This is a genomic window from Allobosea sp. (genome assembly GCF_030694325.1).
GTDB lineage: Bacteria > Pseudomonadota > Alphaproteobacteria > Rhizobiales > Beijerinckiaceae > Allobosea.
This window is the reverse complement of record NZ_JAUXYO010000293.1, coordinates 1-17,048: the sequence shown is the minus strand read 5'-3', so window position 1 is coordinate 17,048 and position 17,048 is coordinate 1. Positions and strand designations below refer to the sequence as shown.

Sequence of the window (17,048 nt, the reverse complement as noted above, 5' to 3'; positions counted from 1 at the left end):
TTGCCGGCGAAGCCAGACTCCGCCGTTCGGAAGGGAGTTCGCAGCGGCGCGATCAAGCGCCGTTCAACTCGCTTCACGCAGGCGTGATGCGGCCGTCGCGGTCCGCTCGGCCGGCATGTCGCGGGATGGGGGTGGCGGGCCGGCCCAGGGCGCGCGCTTGAACCAGCCGACGAGGCGGGCGACGCCGAGGATCGCCGCAAAACCGGCGAGGTTGAGCAGGGCGACGGCGAGCCCGTCATGCCCCGCCATCTCGGACGCCGTCCAGGCCAGCCGCGAGAGCACGATGCTGGCGAGGAAGGCCGCGAGCGACTGCCGGCCGATGAGGATAAGCAGATGGCCGAAGCCGGCGTCGAGCCGGTGCCGGACCGGCTCGATCGCGCTCAACACGAGATAGGCGAGCGCCAGGAAGTGCAGGATGCGCAGCGGGTGGAGGTTGCTCTTCTCGGACGCTGCCGGCAGCAGGAGTTCGCGCAGCTCCCGGCCGGCCGGCCAATGCTCCAGGATGCCCCAGAAGGAGAAGGGGACGGACACGACCATGAAGACGGCGGCGGCCAGCAGCAGGGCCGGCCGGCGCAGTGGCGGTACCGGCAGCCACTTCATCGCGATGAAGAAGCCGATGAAGAAGATCGCCTGCCAGGCGAAGGGATTGAGGAACCAGCCGGCGCCGTTCCAGGGGTTGCCGGGAAGGTTGAGCCCCTCCGTCCAGACCAGCGCATAGAGCAGCGCCACCATCAGGAAGGGCAGCCAGGGGTGGAGCCGCCGCAGCGCGATGGCGAGCGGGATCAGCGCCAGGATGACGAGATACATCGGCAGGATGTCGAGATAATCGGGCTGCCAGGTCAGGGTGACGAGGCCGAGCAGGGCCCGCTCCGGATCCGTCATCAGAGGCGCGAACTGACGCGCCAGTTCGCCGCCGCCAGTGACGCGGTCCAACAGCGCGGCCAGCGCCACCAGCGCGACGACGAGGCCGATATGGGCCCAGTAGACCTGCCAGAGGCGCTGCAGGATGCGCGCCGTGCCGAGCCACCAGCCGCGCCGGACGAAGGTCGCCCCAAAAGCGAGCGCGCTGGCGAAGCCGGAGCAGAAGACGAAGAGTTCGGCCCCGGAGGAAAAGCCGAAGCGGGCGGGAATCCAGGCGTTCCAGCTGTTCGCCGGGACATGGGCGACGAAGATGATCAGCATGGTGAGGCCGCGGAACAGGTCGAGGCGCTCGTCGCGCGGCCGTTTCGGCGGTCGGGCGGGCTCGGCCATCAGAAGGCGCCCTGATAGGCGGCGGCGTCGATGCGGCAAGCGAGCAGGCTGAAGCCCGGACGCGCGAAGGCGGCCGCGGCCTCGCGGGCGAGCGTGGCGCGATCCTCCACCGTCGCGCCATGGCCGCCGAAGGCGCGCGCGACCGCCGCGAAGTCGCTGAAGCCGAGATCGACGCCGGCGCGGGCCAGCCCCATCTGTTTCTGCTTCAGCGCGATCAGCCCGAGCGCCTCGTCGACCAGCACGACCACGACGACCGGCACAGCGAGGTCGCGCAAGGTCGCGAGTTCGCCGAGCACCATTTCGAGCCCGGCATCGCCGACGAAGCAGAGCGTGGGCCGGCCGCTGCCCAGGGCCGCGCCGGTCGCCAGTGGCAGGGCGCAGCCCATGGTGCAGAGCCCGGTCGATTGCAGCAGGCGGCGCGGCCCGTCGCAGGACCAGAGCTGCGAGAGCAGAATGCGGTGGGCGCCGGAATCGGCGGTGGCGACCGTGCCGGACGGGGCCACCGCCCGCAGCGTCTCGAAGACGGCATGCGGGCCCCAGCCGTCGGGGGCCGCGAAGGCATGGCGGAAGGCGGCTCGGACCGCAGCTGGCTCGCCTTGATCCCAGATGGCTGCGGTCGAGAGCCGCTCGGTCAGCCGGTCGAGGATGGTGCCGACATGGCCTTCGAGCGTCATCGTCGCGCCATGCATGCCATGCGGCAGCGCCTCTGCGACGATGTCGATGACCGGCTTCTCGGCCGGCCAGGGATTGCGCCAGCCCTGGCGCATCTCGATCGGATCATAGCCGGCCAGGACGATCAGGTCGGCCGCCTCGATCAGCGGACGGATCAGCGCATCGGCCTTCGGCGAGAGGCCGACGCCGCCGATGACGCGCAAATCGTCCTCCGGCAGCAGCCCCTTGGCCTTGTAGGTGGTGAGCAGCGGCGCGCCCGTCCGGTCGAGAAACCGCACCAGTGAGGGGGCGGCATTCTCGTTGACGAGATCGAGCCCGGCGAGAACGAGCGGCCGGCGTGCGCCCGCGAGCAGCGCCACCGCAGCGTCGAGATCGGCGGGCCCGCCAACAGCTGCCATGGCGGCCGGTGGCGGGGGGAGCGCGGTGGCCCGGGCCTCGGCGACGGCGATAGGCAGGTCGATATGGACGGGGCCCGGCCGGCCGGAGCGGGCGATGGCGAGCGCCTTGTCTACGACCAGCGCCTCGGTACCCGGCGCGGCGCGGAAGCTCGCCTTGACCAGCGGGCGCAGTACCGCCTGATGGTCGAAGACCTGATGGGTGTAGCTCTCGGCGAGCGCCTGATCGACGCAGCCGGTGATGAAGATCAGCGGCACGCGGTCCTGCTGGGCATGGGCGACCGCGGTGACGGCATTGCTGACGCCCGGCCCCAGCGTCGCCACCAGCACGGGCAGCGCGCCCGTGACGTGCCAGAGCCCCTCGGCCATGAAGCCGGCGGCGTTCTCGTGCCGGGCGAGTTCGAAGCGGATGCCGGCGTGCCCGAGCGCATCGACCAGCGCCAGGACCTCGCCGCCGGGAATGCCGAAGGCATGGGTCGCGCCCGCCGCCGCCAGCCTCGCCGCGATGATGTCGGCACCCGTCAACAGGGCCGTGCCGGCCGTCGCAGGCGCTGGCGGCGGGGTCTGGATCGTCATGCAGGCAACTCCTCGCAGGCGAAGCGCCCAGGCCGGCGGTTCAGGCTGACAATCGCGGCGGAGCCTCCCGCGGTTACCGCTTCACGGAAAGGTGATCGGCGCGCGGCCCCTCGCCGCCCATCGTCAGCCGCCAGGCCCGCTCGATCCAGGCGGGGTCGGCGACATGGCCGCCGGGGTGCAGGCAGAGTTCGAGGGGCGCCGAGCCGGCGGCGGTCAGCGGCAGGCAGGCGAGCGCATCCGAAGCGATGGCGAAGTCCGTGACCGTCACCGCCCTCGCCTGCGGAGCGAGAATGGCGAGGCTGCGGAAGACATCGCCTTGGCGATAGCCGCCGCGCAGCGCCCGTCCTGCAAGCGGTACGGTTGCGTCCGCGGTACCGTGGGTGTGGACCAGTGCGGGCCGCGGCCCGGCGCAGGAGGTGGGCAGGGGCTCCCAGAAGGCCCCGGCGACCGGCGCGAAGCCCCGGAAGCGCTCGGGCATCCGACAGGCGAGATACCAGACCATCGAGCCGCCCTGCGAGAAGCCGCTGGCCATGATCCGGCGGGGATCGACCGGGAAGCGCGCAGCGACATCGTCGAGCACCCGGCCGACGAAGGCGAACTCGTCGCGATGGCGGCCCGGCGCGCCCGGAAAGGACCAGGTGCGCCCGGTGCCGTCGGGCGCGATCAGGGCGATGCCGAGCCGCGTCGCCAATGCGCGCAGGCCCGGATCGGCCGCCGTTTCCTCGGCCGAGCCCTGCCAGCCATGGAAGAACATCAGCGCCGCGAGGGGTACCCCGGGAGGGGCCGAATCGGGCAGGATCAGCCGGTAATGCCCGCCCTCGACCTGGCAGCCCTGATCGCCGGGGCAGGCCTCGACCGGAGCCGCGCGGCCGGCGCCCGCCAGAAGAATGCCGGAGAGGGCGAGCCAGAACGGCCAGCGGCTGATCATCGGTCGGCTCCGGAGCGGCCCGCCGATCGCAGGCCCTGCCCGAAAGGACGCTAGCGGCGTCCGGGAGCGACCGCGAGGCCCGCTCGCCGGCTTGTGAGCGGCGGGAAAGCCGTGCAATGAGAACGCCCGCTTCCTGTCCCGGACCCCTCGCCGCCCGTGTCGCTCGACGATTTCGAAGCCGTGCTGCACCCCGCCTTCATGGCCGGGCTCGAGGGCGATTCCGCTGCCTATCGCCGCTTTCTCGACCTGATCGGGGGACGGTTGCGCGGCTTCCTGCGCGGACATCTGGCGCGGGCCGGCCTCGCCGGTGCCGAGGAGGCGGAGGACGTTCTGCAGGAGACGCTGCTGGCGCTGCACCTCTCGCGACACACCTATGATCCGGCGGTGCCGGTCTCGGCCTGGGCCCATGCCATCGCGCGCTACAAGCTGATCGACCATCTGCGGCGCTCCGGCCGCCATCGCGGCCATCTGCCGATCGACGACGAGGCACTCTCCCTGGCGACGCCCGGCAGCGCCGCCAGCGACGCCAAGCTGGATGTGGAGCGCGCGCTCGCCGCCCTTCCGGAGCGGACGCGGACGCTGATCGACCGCGTCAAGCTGAAGGGCGGGAGCCTGGCCGAGGCGGCCCAAGCAGCGGGAATGACAGAGACCGCCGCCAAGGTCGCGCTGCATCGCGGCCTGAAGGCGATGGCGAAGGTGCTGAGTCGGCGCGGAACGAGGACATCATGATCTTTTGTGCCCTGAGCCGCGTAACCTTTCGCCGCGCGCGGCCGAACTTCCTGAATTGCAGCAGCACCCCGCAGGCTTCGACAGCGCCATGAAGACCGACGATCTCGTCTCCCTCCTCGCCAGCGATGCCGGCCCTGTCGAGCCGGCGAGCTTCGCCCGCGCCACGGGCCTGACGGCGCTGGCCGGATTCGCCGCCTGCGCCGCCGCCGTCCTGCTGACGTTCGGGCCGCGGCTTGATCTCGCCGCGGCCCTGGCGACGCCCCCCGTTCTCGCCAAATTCGCCTTGGGCACCTCGGTGGCCGGGCTCGCGCTGTTGGCCTTCCAACGCAGCCTGCGTCCGGGCCGAGCGGCAGCGGGCGTGCTCGCGCTCGTCCTGCTGCCGGTGGTCACCGTCGTCGCCTGGGCGTTGGCGGTGCTGGCGACGCAACCGATGCCGGCCTGGCCCGCGCTCGTGCTCGGACGAAGCTGGTCGGTCTGCTTCGTGATGGTGTCGCTGTATGCGCTGCTGCCGCTGGCGGGGCTGTTTGTTCTGGCCCGCCGCGGCGCGCCGGTGCGGCCGCGCCTGACCGGGCTGGCAGCCGGGGTCGGCGCTGCGGGCCTGGCGACTCTGGCCTATGCGCTGCATTGCCCCGAAGACGCCATGCCCTTCCTCGCCACCTGGTATCCGCTGGCGATGGCCGTCGCCGGAGGGCTCGGCGCGCTGACGGGGCCGCGCCTGCTGCGCTGGTAGAGCGCCTCAGGGCTTGCGGGCGGAGACGATGAAGCGGTCCTGACTCGCACGCTCCAGCCGCTGATGCAGCGGCATGAAGCGCCCCTGCGCCCGGTGGATGGCGCGCAGGTCGCGGTCCACCGTGATCTCGACGAAGCCGGCCTCGGCCAGGAGCCGCGCGATCTCCTCGGGCCGGCACCCTCCCGAGAAATAGACGCGCGAGACGATGTCGTCATGCGTCGCCTTGTAGGGCGGCGGCGGCTTCGGCGCCGAGACCGCACGGGCGAGCTTCGCCAGCAGCCGCAGCGCCTTGCCGTTGCCCGGGCGCGGATTGGTCATGTCGACATCGACGATGGCGACGCGGCCGCCGGGCTTCAGCACGCGGTGCCATTCGCGGAAGGCGGCCGGCGGATCGGGCAGCGTCCAGACCAGATGGCGCGTCGCCACCGCGTCGTAGCTGTCGGAGACCTCCAGCGTGTCCTCGGCATCGCCCGCGAAGAGGCGGATCGGCTTGCCGACGGTCTTGGCGCGGGCGCGGGCGAGCATGGCCTCCGAGAGATCGAGCCCCGTGACCGCATAGCCGAGATCGGCCAGCAGCAGGGAGATCACGCCGGTGCCGCTGGCGAGGTCGAGCGCTCTGGCGCCGGCTGGCGGGGAGCCGAGATGGCGCGCGAACAAAGCGAGCCAGGCCTGCCGCTCCGCCACCGAGAAGATCTCGTGGCCGGGCATGGTGTCGAAGGTTTCGGACCGCATCGACCAGAAGTCGCGGATTTCGTCCTTGAGGCTGAGATTGTGGTGCAGGGTCGTCATGGCCGGCACTTCCGATGCAGGGCTGTCGGCTGCGAAAACCACGGAAGCCTGGGCGCCGCAAGCTGTTTCAACGGAAACGGCCCATTGTGATATGATTACTGCCGAAATCGATCCCGTCGTTTTTGTTTACACTAATTCCAAAAGATAAGACTTGACCCATTACTGGGTCAGACCTAGGGACCCGGCCACTTTTCCCGGAGTAAACTCCCATGTCCCTGCTGCGCGCCCTGCTCGCTGCCGCCACGGTCGCCGTCTCGCTGCTGACGGGCGGAACCCCCGCCTTCGCCGAGAAGGTGACGGTCACCGACGTGCTCGGTCGCAAGGTCGAAGTCGAGGCGCCGGTCCGGCGCGTCATCCTCGGCGAGGGCCGGCAGATGTATGTCGTCGCCGCGCTCGACAAGGACAACCCGTTCGGGCGCGTCGTCGCCTGGCGCGACGACCTGCCCAAGGCCGATCCCGACAGCTACAAGCAGTATCTGGCGCGCTACCCGCAGATCGCGAAGCTGCCGAGTTTCGGCGGCATGAAGGAGGGCGCCTTCGACATCGAGCAGGCGATCGCGCTCAAGCCCGACGTGCTGCTGCTCAACATCGAGGCGAAGGTCGCCAGCGACGAGGCGAGCCTGGTCGAGAAGCTGGCCGCGGTCGGCATCCCCGTGGTCTATGTCGATTTCCGCGAGAAGCCGTTCCAGAACACCGAGCCGTCGCTGCGGCTGATGGGCAAGCTCTTCGGCCGGGAACAGGTCGCGGAGGACTTCATCGCCTTCCGCGCCGCCGAGATCGCCCGCATCACCGACCGTCTCGCCAAGGCCCAGGGGCTGAAGCGCCCGCTGGTGATGATGGAGCGGGCCGGCGGCTACAGCGATGATTGCTGCATGTCCTTCGGCAATGAGAATTTCGGCAAGATGGTCGACATCGCCGGCGGCAAGAACTTCGCCTCCGACCTGATCCCCGGCACCTTCGGCACCGTCAATCCCGAGGCCGTCGTCGCCGCCAATCCGGATGTCGTGATCGTCACCGGCGGCAACTGGGGCGCCTATGTGCCGGGCGGGGCCTGGGTCGGCCTCGGGCCGGGCAGCGACCTCACCGAAGCGCGCCGCAAGCTCGCCAATCTCGCGAAGCGGCCGGCCTTCAGCCAGACCAGGGCGGTGAAGGACGGGCGCGTCCACGCGATCTGGCACCAGTTCTACAACAGCCCCTATCAGTTCGTGGCGATCCAGGAGATCGCGACCTGGCTGCATCCGGAGCTGTTCAAGGATCTCGACGCCGAGGCGACGCTGAAGACGCTGCATGAGCGCTTCCTGCCCCTGCCCTATGAGCCGGGCTACTGGGTGACGGTGGAGCGCAAGTGAGCGCGACCGTCGCCGCCGCGGGCCAGCCGGCCAGGGCCGCCTATCGCGCGCTGACGCTGCGGCGGCGGCTGATCCTGCTGGCGATGTTCGGCCTGCTGCTGGCGAGCTTCGTCGTCGACCTGATGCTGGGGCCGGCGCGCTACGATGTCGGCCAGGTGCTGCGCACGCTGCTCAACCCGTCCGAGGCGCCGGCCGCGCTGCGGGTGGTGATCTGGGACATTCGGCTACCGGTCGCGCTGATGGCGGTCGTCACCGGGGCGGCGCTGGCGATCGCCGGTGCGCAGATGCAGACGATCCTGAACAACCCGCTCGCCAGCCCCTTCACGCTCGGGATCTCGGCGGCGGCCTCCTTCGGGGCGGCGCTGGCGCTGGTCTTCGGTGTGGCGATCGTGCCCTTCGCGATCGACTATATCGTGCCCATCAACGCCTTCATCATGGCGATGGGCGCGGCGATGCTGATCCATCTGCTGAGCCAGCAGCGCGGGGTGACGACGGAGACCGTGATCCTGCTCGGAATCGCGCTGGTCTTCACCTTCAACGCGCTGCTCTCGCTGCTGCAGTTCTTCGCCTCCGAGCAGGCGCTGGGTGCCGTCGTGTTCTGGACCATGGGCTCGCTGACCAAGGCGAACTGGCACAAGCTCGGCATCACCACGGCCGTGCTTCTGTTCACCCTGCCCTTCTTCCTGCGCCGGGCCTGGGCGCTGACGACGCTGCGGCTGGGCGACGACAAGGCGGCAAGCTTCGGCATCAATGTCCGCCGGCTGCGGCTGGAGATCATGCTGCTGGTCAGCCTGCTCGCCGCGGTGCCGGTCTCCTTCGTCGGCACGATCGGCTTCATCGGACTCGTCGGACCGCATATCGCGCGCATGGTGATCGGCGAGGACCAGCGCTTCTTCCTGCCGGCCTCGGCGCTGGCGGGAGCCGCGATCCTCTCCGCCTCCTCGGTGGTGTCGAAGTCGCTGATCCCCGGCCTGATCTTCCCGATCAGCATCGTCACGGCGCTGATCGGCGTGCCGTTCTTCTTCAGCCTGATCATGGCGAGCCGGAAGCGCTCCTGGTGAGGTCCTGATGGTCCAGCTCACGCTCAGCGGTGTCGGCGTCGCCTATGGCAAGCGCCGCGTCCTCGGCGGCGTCGATGCCGACGATCTGCGCGGCGGCGAGGTCGTGGCGCTGATCGGCGCCAATGCCGCCGGCAAGTCGAGCCTGTTCCGGCGCATCGCCGGGCTGGCCTCCGGGGACGGCACGGTCAGCCTTGGCGGAACGAGCCGCGTCGCCGGACGGGTGGCGCCGCAATGCTGCTACCTGCCGCAGGACACGGCGGTGAATGCCGTGCTCACGGTCTATGAATCGATCCTGCTGGCGCTCAAGCAGGGCGGGGGCTGGTCGGTCAGCGACGAGGAGTTGCGGCGCATCGACGGCGTGCTGCGCGATCTCGAGATCGAGGACCTCGCCTTCCGGGGCCTGGGCGAGCTCTCCGGCGGGCAGCGCCAGCTCGTCTCGATCGCGCAGACGCTGGTGCGCGAGCCCGACGTTCTGCTGCTGGACGAGCCGACCAGCGCGCTCGACCTGCACCGACAGTTCGAGGTGCTGAGCCTGGTGCGCCGGCTCGCTCGCGAGCGCGGCATGCTGGTGCTGATCTCGATCCACGATCTCAACCAGGCGCTGCGCTTCGCCGACCGAGTGATGGTGCTGGCGCATGCACGGCTCGTCGCGATGGGCGATCCGCGCACGATCGTGACACCGGCCCTGCTCGACGAGGTCTATGGCGTGCGCGCCCGTGTCGAGACGCTGGCCGGCGGCGAGCCCTATGTGCTGGTCGAGGGCTCGAGCCGGCAAGTGGCCTGAAGCGGGCCTCGCGCGTCAGGCCTGCGGCGGCGGCAGCGGCTCCTGCGAGCTGGCGAGGCGCCCCTCTTCCGCCTTGTGGACATATTGCGCCGCCACCAGCCAGCCCTTGAGCGGCTGCAGCGGCGGGATGCAGGTCAGCAGGATCAGCGGCAGTGTCGTGACCAGATGCACCCAGGTCGGCGGCTGGTAGGCGAGTTCGAGCCAGAGCGGGAAGGCGACCGCGGGAACGCAGACGAACATCATCACGAAGAAGGCCGGTCCGTCGGCCGGATCGGCGAAGGAATAATCGAGGCCGCAGACCTCGCAGGACGGCCTGATCTTCAGGAAGCCGTCGAAGAGATGGCCCTTGCCGCAGCGCGGGCAGCGACCGCGCAGGCCGGTCTGCAGCGGCGACAGGGTCGGCCAATGTTCGCCGGACATCTCATTTCCTTCCACGCAATGCCGCAAAAATGGGCATTCGCCCGAGATGGGAGCCATCCCCGCCAAACGCAATCGTCGCGCGCGCATCGCCGGGCTGCATAGGCGGCGGCAAGCCCCAAACCTGCCGAAAACAGCGCTCTATCGCACCGAACGACCCCTCGACGCGCAGAGACGGGACGGTTTGCCGCAGCCGGCTCAGATGTGGATGGCGTGGCCGAGCGCCTTGAGCGCCGCCTCCTGGAAACCCTCGCCCTGCGTCGGATGGGCGTGGATCGTGCCCGCGACATCCTCCAGCGTCGCGCCCATTTCGATGGCGAGGCCGAAGGCGGTCGCGAGTTCGGAAATGCCGGAGCCGACGGCCTGGATGCCGAGGACGAGGCCGTTCTGCGCCTGGGCGACGATGCGGACGAAGCCCTGCTCGCCATCGCGCGTCATGGCCCGGCCATTGGCGGCGAAGGGGAACTGGCCGATCCGGATCTCGTGCCCGGCGCGGGCCGCCTCGTCCGGCGAGAGGCCGGCCGAGACGATCTCGGGATCGGTGAAGCAGACAGCCGGGATGGCGCGCTTGTCCCAGGCGCGCGGCAGGCCGGCGGCGATCTCGGCCACCATCTCGCCCTGGGCCATGGCGCGATGCGCCAGCATCGGCTCGCCGGTGACGTCGCCGATCGCGAAGATGCCGCGCATCGAGGTCTCGCAGCGGTCGTTGATGCGGATGAAGCGGCCGTCCATGTCGAGCACCAGCTCTTCCAGACCGATCCCCGAGGTGACGGGGGCACGGCCGACCGTGACGAGGATGCGGTCGGCGGCGATGCGGCGCTCCTGCCCGTCGGCCGCCTCGACCAGCAGCGCATCGCCCGCGGGCGCGGCCCCGCGCGCCTTGGCGCCGAGCAGGACCTCGACGCCGAGCGCGGTCAGCCGCTTGGCGACGGGGGCGGTGAGCTCCGCATCGTAGAGCGGCAGGATGCGGCCTTGCGCCTCGACGATGGTGACCTTGCTGCCGAGCTTGGCGAAGGCGATGCCGAGTTCGAGGCCGATATAGCCGCCGCCGACGACGGCGAGACGCTCCGGGACGTCCGCAAGGGACAGCGCCTCGGTCGAGGAGATCACCGGGCCGCCGAAGGGCAGGAACGGCAGCTCGACCGGCACCGAGCCGGTGGCGATGATGATGCGCTCGGCGCGGATCACCTTCGGGCCCGTTTCCGTGTCGACCACGACCGTCTTGCCGTCGCGGAAGCGGGCGCGGCCCTGGACGATCTTGACCTTGGCCTTGCGCAACAGGCCGCCGACGCCGTTATTGAGGCGCCCGACAATGCCATCCTTCCAGGCGATGGCCTTGGCGAAGTCCAGTGTCGGGGTGTCCGCGGTGAGGCCAAAGGGCGTCTTGCCGGCGGCGGCATGGGCCGCCTTCTCGTACTCCTCGGCGACATGGATCATCGCCTTGGAGGGGATGCAGCCGACATTGAGGCAGGTGCCGCCGAGCTTGCCGGCCTCGACGATGACGGTGTCGATGCCGAGCTGCCCGGCGCGGATGGCACAGACATAGCCGCCGGGCCCGGCGCCGATGACGAGCAGCTTGCAGGTGATTTCGGTCATGGGCGGTCCTCGCCGTCAACGCTCGTCATGGTGCTCTCGAACCTCGCCGTCATCCCGGCCGAAGCGAAGCGGAGCGCCGGGATCCATCGGAGGGCGCGGCGCTCTACGATGGATCCCGGAGCTGCGCCGCATGCGCGGCTTGTCCGGGATGACGTCGTGTTTCCGCGCTTCACCGCATCACCCGTCGATGAACAGCGTCGCCGGGTTTTCCAGCAGCTCCTTGAGCCGCTGCACGAAGACCGCCGCGTCCCAGCCGTCGACGACGCGGTGGTCGAAGCTCGACGACAGGTTCATCATCTTGCGCGGCACGAAGGTGGAGCCGTCCCAGACCGGGCGGACCATCATCTTGTTGACGCCGACGATGGCGACCTCCGGGTGGTTGATCACGGGCGTCGTGGCGATGCCGCCCATGGCGCCCAGCGAGGTGATGGTGATGGTCGAGCCGGTGAGCTCGTCGCGGGTCGCGGTGCCCTGCCGGGCGCGCTCGGCGATGCGGTTGAGCTCCAGCGCGCAGCCGAAGATGTCGCGCGCCTCGGCATGCTTCACCACCGGCACCATCAGCCCGCCCGGCGTCTGCGTGGCGATGCCGAGATGGATGCCGGCATGCTGGCGCACGATGCCGGCCTCGTCGTCATAGAGCGCGTTGAGGTTGGGCTGCTCGGCGAGCGCCTTGACCATGGCGCGCATCAGGAAGGGCAGGAGCGTGAGTTTCGGGCGCTCGGGCGTCGGCTTCCTGTTGAGGACCGCGCGCAGATCCTCCAGCGCCTGGACGTCGACCTCCTCGACAATGGTGATGTGCGGGATGCGCGCCTTCGACAGCGCCATCTTCTCGGCGATCTTGCGCCGCAGGCCGACGACCTTGATCTCGCTGATGCCGGTCTTCTCGGCGAGGCCGGGCTTGCGCTCGGTCTCCGGCCCACGCAGCAGGAAGGCGTCGAGATCCTCGTGCAGGATGCGCCCGGCCGGGCCGGTGCCGGCGAGCTGCCGCAGGTCGATGCCGGCCTCTCGGGCCTTGAGCCGCACCGCCGGCGACGCCAGCGGCCGCTCGCCCGGCGCGCGCCGCGGCAGGGCTGGGGCGGAAGAGGAGGCGCCCGTGATTGTCTTGGCGGGCCGGGGCACGGTCATGGCCTGCGGGGGAGCGTCCGCCGTCTCTGGTTGACGGGGCGCCGGCGCAGCCGGCGCCTGTGCTGCGGGGGCCTCCGCAAGCTGTTCCGGCGTGGCGTCCTCGTCCGGCGCGTCGGGTGCTCCGCCCTCGCCGGCGACCTCGAGCCTGACCAGCGCCGAGCCGATCGCGACCGTGTCGCCGATCTCGGCGCCGATCCAGGTGACCTTGCCGTCGACGGGGGCCGGGATCTCGACGGTCGCCTTGTCGGTCATCACGGCGGCGAGGAGATCGTCCTCGCGGATGATGTCGCCGATTTTGACATGCCATTCGACCAGCTCGGCCTCGGCGATGCCTTCCCCGACATCGGGGAGCTTGATGATGCGCTCGGCCATCAGCGGCTCTCCATGATCTCGCGCAGCGCCTGGCCGACGCGGGCGGGGCCGGGGAAATAGGCCCATTCCTGGGCATGCGGATAAGGCGTGTCCCAGCCGGCGACGCGGCGCACCGGCGCCTCGAGATGGTAGAAGCAGGTTTCCTGCACGAGCGCGGCCAGCTCGGCGCCGAAGCCCGAGGTCAGCGTCGCCTCGTGCAGCACCATGCAGCGGCCGGTCTTGGCGACGGAGGTCGTGATCGCGTCGAGGTCGAGCGGGACGAGGGTCCTGAGATCCATGACCTCGGCGTCGATGCCGGTTTCCTCCGCGACGGCTTCCGCGACATGGACCATGGTGCCGTAGGTGAGGATCGTGCAGGCGGAACCCTCGCGGCGGATCGCGGCCTTGCCCAGCGGGAGCGAGAAATGCCCCTCGGGCACCTCGCCGAGCTCATGCTTCGACCACGGCGTGACAGGCCGGTCGTGATGGCCGTCGAACGGGCCGTTGTAGAGTCGCTTCGGCTCGAGGAAGATCACGGGGTCGGGGTCCTCGATCGCCGCGATCAGCAGGCCCTTGGCGTCGTAGGGGTTGGACGGCACCACGGTCTTCAGGCCCGAGACATGGGTGAAGAGGGCTTCCGGGCTCTGGCTGTGGGTCTGGCCGCCGAAGATGCCGCCGCCGGTGGGCATGCGGATCACGATCGGGCAGGTGAAATCGCCATTCGAGCGGTAGCGCAGCCGCGCGGCCTCCGAGACGATCTGGTCATAGGCCGGGTACATGTAGTCGGCGAACTGGATCTCGATGCAGGGCCGCAGGCCATAGGCCGCCATGCCGATCGCCGTGCCGACGATACCGGCCTCGCTGATGGGCGCATCGAAGCAGCGGTTGACACCGTATTTCTGCTGCAGCCCATGGGTGCAGCGAAATACGCCGCCGAAGAAGCCGACATCCTCGCCATAGACGACGACGTTCTCGTCTCGGCCCATCGAGACATCCATGGCGGAGCGGATCGACTCGATCATCGTCATGCGGGGCATCAGGCGAAACCTCCGAACTGCAATCGCCGTCTTTCCGGGGCGCCCCGAAGGGGCGAGCCCGGAACCCATGACCACGACAGCTCCGTCACGGCCGTGGGGCAGCCGCATGATCGTGGCTCGACGAGCTGGACCGGCGTCGTGTTCATGGGTTCCGGGCTCATCGCTGCGCGATGCCCCGGAATGACGGCGTGTTTTGCCCGACAAACAGCAAGCAGCAGGACCATCATCACACCCCCAGTTGCTGGCGCTGGCGGCGCAGATGCGGCGGCAGCTCGGCATAGACACCCTCGAACATGTCGCGCGCCGAGGGCTTGCCGCCGGAATGCAGCGTGCCGAAGCTCTCGGCCTCCTTCTGCGCGGCAATGACGGTGGCGAGAATCTCGGCTTCGGTTTGCTTGTGGCGCTCCTCGCTCCACGCGCCGATGGCGATCAGGTGCTCCTTCAGCCGCAGCAGCGGATCGCCGAGCGGCCAGCCGTCGGATTCCTGCTTGGGGCGATAGGCGGAAGGATCGTCCGAGGTCGAATGCGCGCCGGCACGGTAGGTGACGTATTCGACGAGCGTCGGGCCGAGATTGCGGCGGGCGCGCTCGATCGCCCATTGCGCGACGGCATAGACCGCGAGGTAGTCGTTGCCGTCGACCCGCAGCGCCGGGATGCCGAATCCCAAGCCCCGCGCCGCGAAGGTGCCCGAGCCGCCGCGCGCGATGCCCTGGAAGGTCGAGATCGCCCACTGGTTGTTGACGACGTTGAGGACGACGGGGGCCTTGTAGGTGGAGGCGAAGACGAGCGCGGCGTGGAAATCCGATTCGGCGGTGGAGCCGTCGCCGACCCAGGCGGCGGCGATCTTCGTGTCGCCCTTGATCGCCGAGGCCATGGCCCAGCCGACCGCCTGGACGAACTGCGTGGTGAGGTTGCCCGAGATCGAGAAGAAGCCATGCTCCTTCGACGAGTACATCACCGGCAGCTGCCGGCCCTTCAGCGGGTCGCGCTCGTTGGAATAGATCTGGCACATCATGTCGACGAGCGGATAGTCGTGCGCGATCAGCAGGCCCGCCTGCCGATAGGTCGGGAAGTTCATGTCGCCGTCCGACAGCGCGATGCGGAAGGCGCAGCTCACCGCCTCCTCGCCGGTGTGCTGCATGTAGAACGAGGTCTTGCCCTGGCGCTGGGCCATCTGCATGCGGGCATCGAACGAGCGCAGCGTCATCATGTGACGCAGGCCGCGGATCAAATCCTCCGGGCTGAGATCGGGCACCCAGGGGCCGACCGCCTGGCCTTCCCGGTTGAGCACGCGGATGATCGAATAGGCGAGGTCGCGAATGTCCCTGGGGTCGACATCGACCGGCGGGCGCTCGACCGAGCCGGCCTTCGGGATCACGACATGGGAGAAGTCCGGCTGCTCGCCCGGGCGGGACGCCGGCTGCGGCACGTGAAAGCGAAGGGGTGTGTCGGTCATGCGCTCCGTCCCTGATCCGCCGTTTCGTCCGGTCCGCCAGCATTCCGCCGTCCGGCCCGGACGGCAAGCCGTCCGTTTCCGCGGGGCTCGCATCGCGCGCGGCGATGCATCCCTCTTGGCGTCAGGCTAGCCCGGAGCTGGCAGAGATTCCTGTCGAAATCGGTTGCATCCGGAACGGTCTGCGGAAATATCTTCCGACTTCTACCCACAAGGCAGGATGATGTTCCGTGATACCGCGCAACCGCCGGAGCGACGAACCGGATGCCACCGATCTGCGGATCCTCTCGGCGCTGCAGGAGGATGGCCGGCTGACCGTCAATGCGCTGGCCGAGAAGGTCGGGCTCTCGCCCTCGCCCTGCTGGACGCGGGTGAAGCGGCTGGAGGAGAGCGGTGTGATCGAGAGATACGTCGCCGTGCTCGACCAGAAGGCGCTCGGCTTCGGCAATGTCGTCTTCGTCGAGGTCACGCTCGACAAGCATGACGACAAGATCCTCGACCATTTCGGCGAGGCGCTGACGCGGATTCCGGAGGTGGTCGAGGCCTATCTGGTCACCGGCGAATACGACTATCTCGTCAAGGTCGTGGTCAGCGGCACCGACCATTACGAGCGCTTCCTGCGCGAGATGCTCTACCGCATCCCCGGCATCCGGCAGACGCGCACGACCTTCGGGTTGCGCACGCTCAAGCGCGCGATCTCGATCGACCCGCTGAAGATGCCGAAGCCGTAGTTCGTTCCCACGCGGACGTCATCCTGGGCCAGCCGCGCAGCGGCGCAGACCGGGATCCATCATAGGGCGCCGCTGCACACTATGATGGATCCCGGCCGACCTGCGGTCGTCCAGGATGACGGTGGTGCGTAAGAGCCCTGAAATTGCGGTGTTCGTTGCAGAAGGCCGTCAGCCCAGCACGAATCCCTCATCCGCAGCCGCCAGCGCCACCGCCGCTTCCAGATCCGGCGCGGCCGCGGCGTGGATGGTGAAGAGGCCCTCGCCCGCCGCGACGTCGTCGCCGACCGCGCGCAGCAGGTCGATGCCGGCGCTCTTGTCGAAGGGGGCGCCGGCGCGGCGGGCGATGCCGGCGATGCGCCAGCCGTCGATCTCGCTGATCCGCCCGGCGCGGGAGGCGCGCATGGTGTGGGTCAGGGAGGCGGGCTTGGCGACGATATCGCGGCGGCCCTGCGCCGCGATGATGCCATCCAGCGCCGCACGCGCCGCGCCCGAGGTAAGGAGTTCGGCGGCCCGCGCGCGGCCCGCTACCGCTGAGCCGAGCGCCGGGTCCCAGGCGAGGATGCGGCCTGCGAAGTCGAGCGCCTTCTCGCGCAGATCGGCCGGGGCCTGCGCATCACCCTCCAGCACCCAGAGCACGTCGCGGACCTCGAGCGCAGGACCGATGCCGCGCCCGATCGGCCCGGCACCGCAGGTCGCGACCGCCTCTACCTGCAGGCCGACGGAACGCCCGACGCTCTCGAACAGCGCGCCCAACTCGCGCGCCTCCGACTCGCTGTGCAGCTTGGCGCGGCGGCCATAGGGTAGGTCGACCACGACATGGGTCGAGCCGGCCGTGAGCTTCTTCGAGATGATCGAGGCGACCGACCAGCGGTTGGAATCGATGCCGAGCGGGCGCGTGATCGCGTTCATCACGTCATCGACGGCGGAGTGGTTGAGGCGGCCGTTCCAGGCGATGCAGGCGCGCGCCTGGGCCACCGTGCGGCGGACATCGTCCTCCGTCAGGTCGACCTTGGCCAGAACCTCCATCGCATCGGCGGTGCCGGCGGCCGAGGTGATGGCGCGCGAGGAGGTCTT

The 17,048-nt window shown here is 69.7% G+C and carries 15 protein-coding genes and 1 pseudogene; 6 read left to right on the top strand and 10 right to left on the bottom strand.

The genetic code is table 11. The annotated features are described in order from the left end of the window. Positions 1-63: 63 nt before the first annotated feature. The 3 genes from Q8M82_RS18965 to Q8M82_RS18955 all read right to left on the bottom strand — a co-directional run bounded on the left by Q8M82_RS18965 (position 64) and on the right by Q8M82_RS18955 (position 3,822). Positions 64-1,251, bottom strand: coding sequence for an OpgC family protein (locus Q8M82_RS18965; RefSeq protein ID WP_305692853.1), 1,188 nt, complete (start codon positions 1,249-1,251; stop codon positions 64-66). Beyond that, positions 1,251-2,894: a thiamine pyrophosphate-binding protein gene (locus Q8M82_RS18960; protein WP_305692852.1), complete on the bottom strand. Its 1,644-nt coding sequence runs from the start codon at positions 2,892-2,894 to the stop codon at positions 1,251-1,253. The genes Q8M82_RS18965 and Q8M82_RS18960 overlap by 1 nt, the downstream gene beginning before the upstream one ends. Before the next feature lie 73 nt (positions 2,895-2,967). Next, positions 2,968-3,822, bottom strand: coding sequence for a CE1 family esterase (locus Q8M82_RS18955; RefSeq protein ID WP_305692851.1), 855 nt, complete (start codon positions 3,820-3,822; stop codon positions 2,968-2,970). 156 nt (positions 3,823-3,978) lie between these two features. Here Q8M82_RS18955 and Q8M82_RS18950 point away from each other — a divergent pair, with 156 nt between their 5' ends. Both Q8M82_RS18950 and Q8M82_RS18945 read left to right on the top strand, forming a co-directional pair. Next, positions 3,979-4,551 carry a sigma-70 family RNA polymerase sigma factor gene (locus tag Q8M82_RS18950; protein ID WP_305692850.1) on the top strand — a complete coding sequence of 191 codons (573 nt, stop codon included), beginning with the start codon at positions 3,979-3,981 and terminating at the stop codon, positions 4,549-4,551. Between the two features lie 88 nt (positions 4,552-4,639). Continuing rightward, positions 4,640-5,281 (top strand): DUF1109 domain-containing protein, encoded by a 642-nt coding sequence (locus tag Q8M82_RS18945; protein WP_305692849.1) that lies wholly within the window; start codon positions 4,640-4,642, stop codon positions 5,279-5,281. Positions 5,282-5,287: 6 nt separating this feature from the next. Here the strand turns inward: Q8M82_RS18945 and Q8M82_RS18940 are convergent, their stop codons facing one another. Beyond that, positions 5,288-6,070: a class I SAM-dependent methyltransferase gene (locus Q8M82_RS18940; RefSeq protein WP_305692848.1), complete on the bottom strand. Its 783-nt coding sequence runs from the start codon at positions 6,068-6,070 to the stop codon at positions 5,288-5,290. Between the two features lie 209 nt (positions 6,071-6,279). Here Q8M82_RS18940 and Q8M82_RS18935 point away from each other — a divergent pair, with 209 nt between their 5' ends. The 3 genes from Q8M82_RS18935 to Q8M82_RS18925 are packed head-to-tail and all read left to right on the top strand — an operon-like array spanning position 6,280 to position 9,264. Further along, the gene (locus Q8M82_RS18935; protein WP_305692847.1) at positions 6,280-7,419 is read left to right on the top strand and encodes an ABC transporter substrate-binding protein; all 1,140 of its coding nucleotides are present in this window, start codon (positions 6,280-6,282) and stop codon (positions 7,417-7,419) included. Continuing rightward, the gene (locus Q8M82_RS18930) at positions 7,416-8,480 is read left to right on the top strand and encodes a FecCD family ABC transporter permease (RefSeq protein ID WP_305692846.1); all 1,065 of its coding nucleotides are present in this window, start codon (positions 7,416-7,418) and stop codon (positions 8,478-8,480) included. Before Q8M82_RS18935 ends, Q8M82_RS18930 begins: the two co-directional genes overlap by 4 nt. Before the next feature lie 7 nt (positions 8,481-8,487). Continuing rightward, positions 8,488-9,264, top strand: a complete 777-nt coding sequence (locus Q8M82_RS18925) for an ABC transporter ATP-binding protein (RefSeq protein ID WP_305692845.1) — start codon at positions 8,488-8,490, stop codon at positions 9,262-9,264. 15 nt (positions 9,265-9,279) lie between these two features. On the opposite strand, the gene Q8M82_RS18920 is transcribed toward Q8M82_RS18925, so the two are convergent. From Q8M82_RS18920 to Q8M82_RS18900, 5 genes are all read right to left on the bottom strand, one after another. After that, entirely contained in the window at positions 9,280-9,684 is a 405-nt protein-coding gene (locus tag Q8M82_RS18920; RefSeq protein ID WP_305692844.1) for a DUF983 domain-containing protein, read from the bottom strand. Between the two features lie 195 nt (positions 9,685-9,879). Continuing rightward, positions 9,880-11,277, bottom strand: coding sequence for a dihydrolipoyl dehydrogenase (gene lpdA, locus Q8M82_RS18915; RefSeq protein WP_305692843.1), 1,398 nt, complete (start codon positions 11,275-11,277; stop codon positions 9,880-9,882). A gap of 177 nt (positions 11,278-11,454) precedes the next feature. Next, on the bottom strand, positions 11,455-12,774 hold the full coding sequence (locus Q8M82_RS18910; protein ID WP_305692842.1) for a dihydrolipoamide acetyltransferase family protein: 1,320 nt from the start codon (positions 12,772-12,774) through the stop codon (positions 11,455-11,457). Then, complete coding sequence (locus Q8M82_RS18905; protein WP_305692841.1) at positions 12,774-13,790, bottom strand: alpha-ketoacid dehydrogenase subunit beta; 1,017 nt, start codon at positions 13,788-13,790, stop codon at positions 12,774-12,776. The genes Q8M82_RS18910 and Q8M82_RS18905 overlap by 1 nt, the downstream gene beginning before the upstream one ends. Positions 13,791-14,016: 226 nt before the next feature. Further along, on the bottom strand, positions 14,017-15,246 hold the full coding sequence (locus tag Q8M82_RS18900; protein ID WP_305692840.1) for a 3-methyl-2-oxobutanoate dehydrogenase (2-methylpropanoyl-transferring) subunit alpha: 1,230 nt from the start codon (positions 15,244-15,246) through the stop codon (positions 14,017-14,019). Positions 15,247-15,473: 227 nt separating this feature from the next. Between Q8M82_RS18900 and Q8M82_RS18895 the strand changes: the two genes are divergently transcribed. Then, the gene (locus tag Q8M82_RS18895) at positions 15,474-15,974 is read left to right on the top strand and encodes an Lrp/AsnC family transcriptional regulator (RefSeq protein ID WP_305692839.1); all 501 of its coding nucleotides are present in this window, start codon (positions 15,474-15,476) and stop codon (positions 15,972-15,974) included. Between the two features lie 168 nt (positions 15,975-16,142). On the opposite strand, the pseudogene Q8M82_RS18890 reads toward Q8M82_RS18895, so the two are convergent. Continuing rightward, a pseudogene (locus Q8M82_RS18890) lies at positions 16,143-17,048 on the bottom strand (phosphonate metabolism protein/1,5-bisphosphokinase (PRPP-forming) PhnN); the annotation flags it as partial.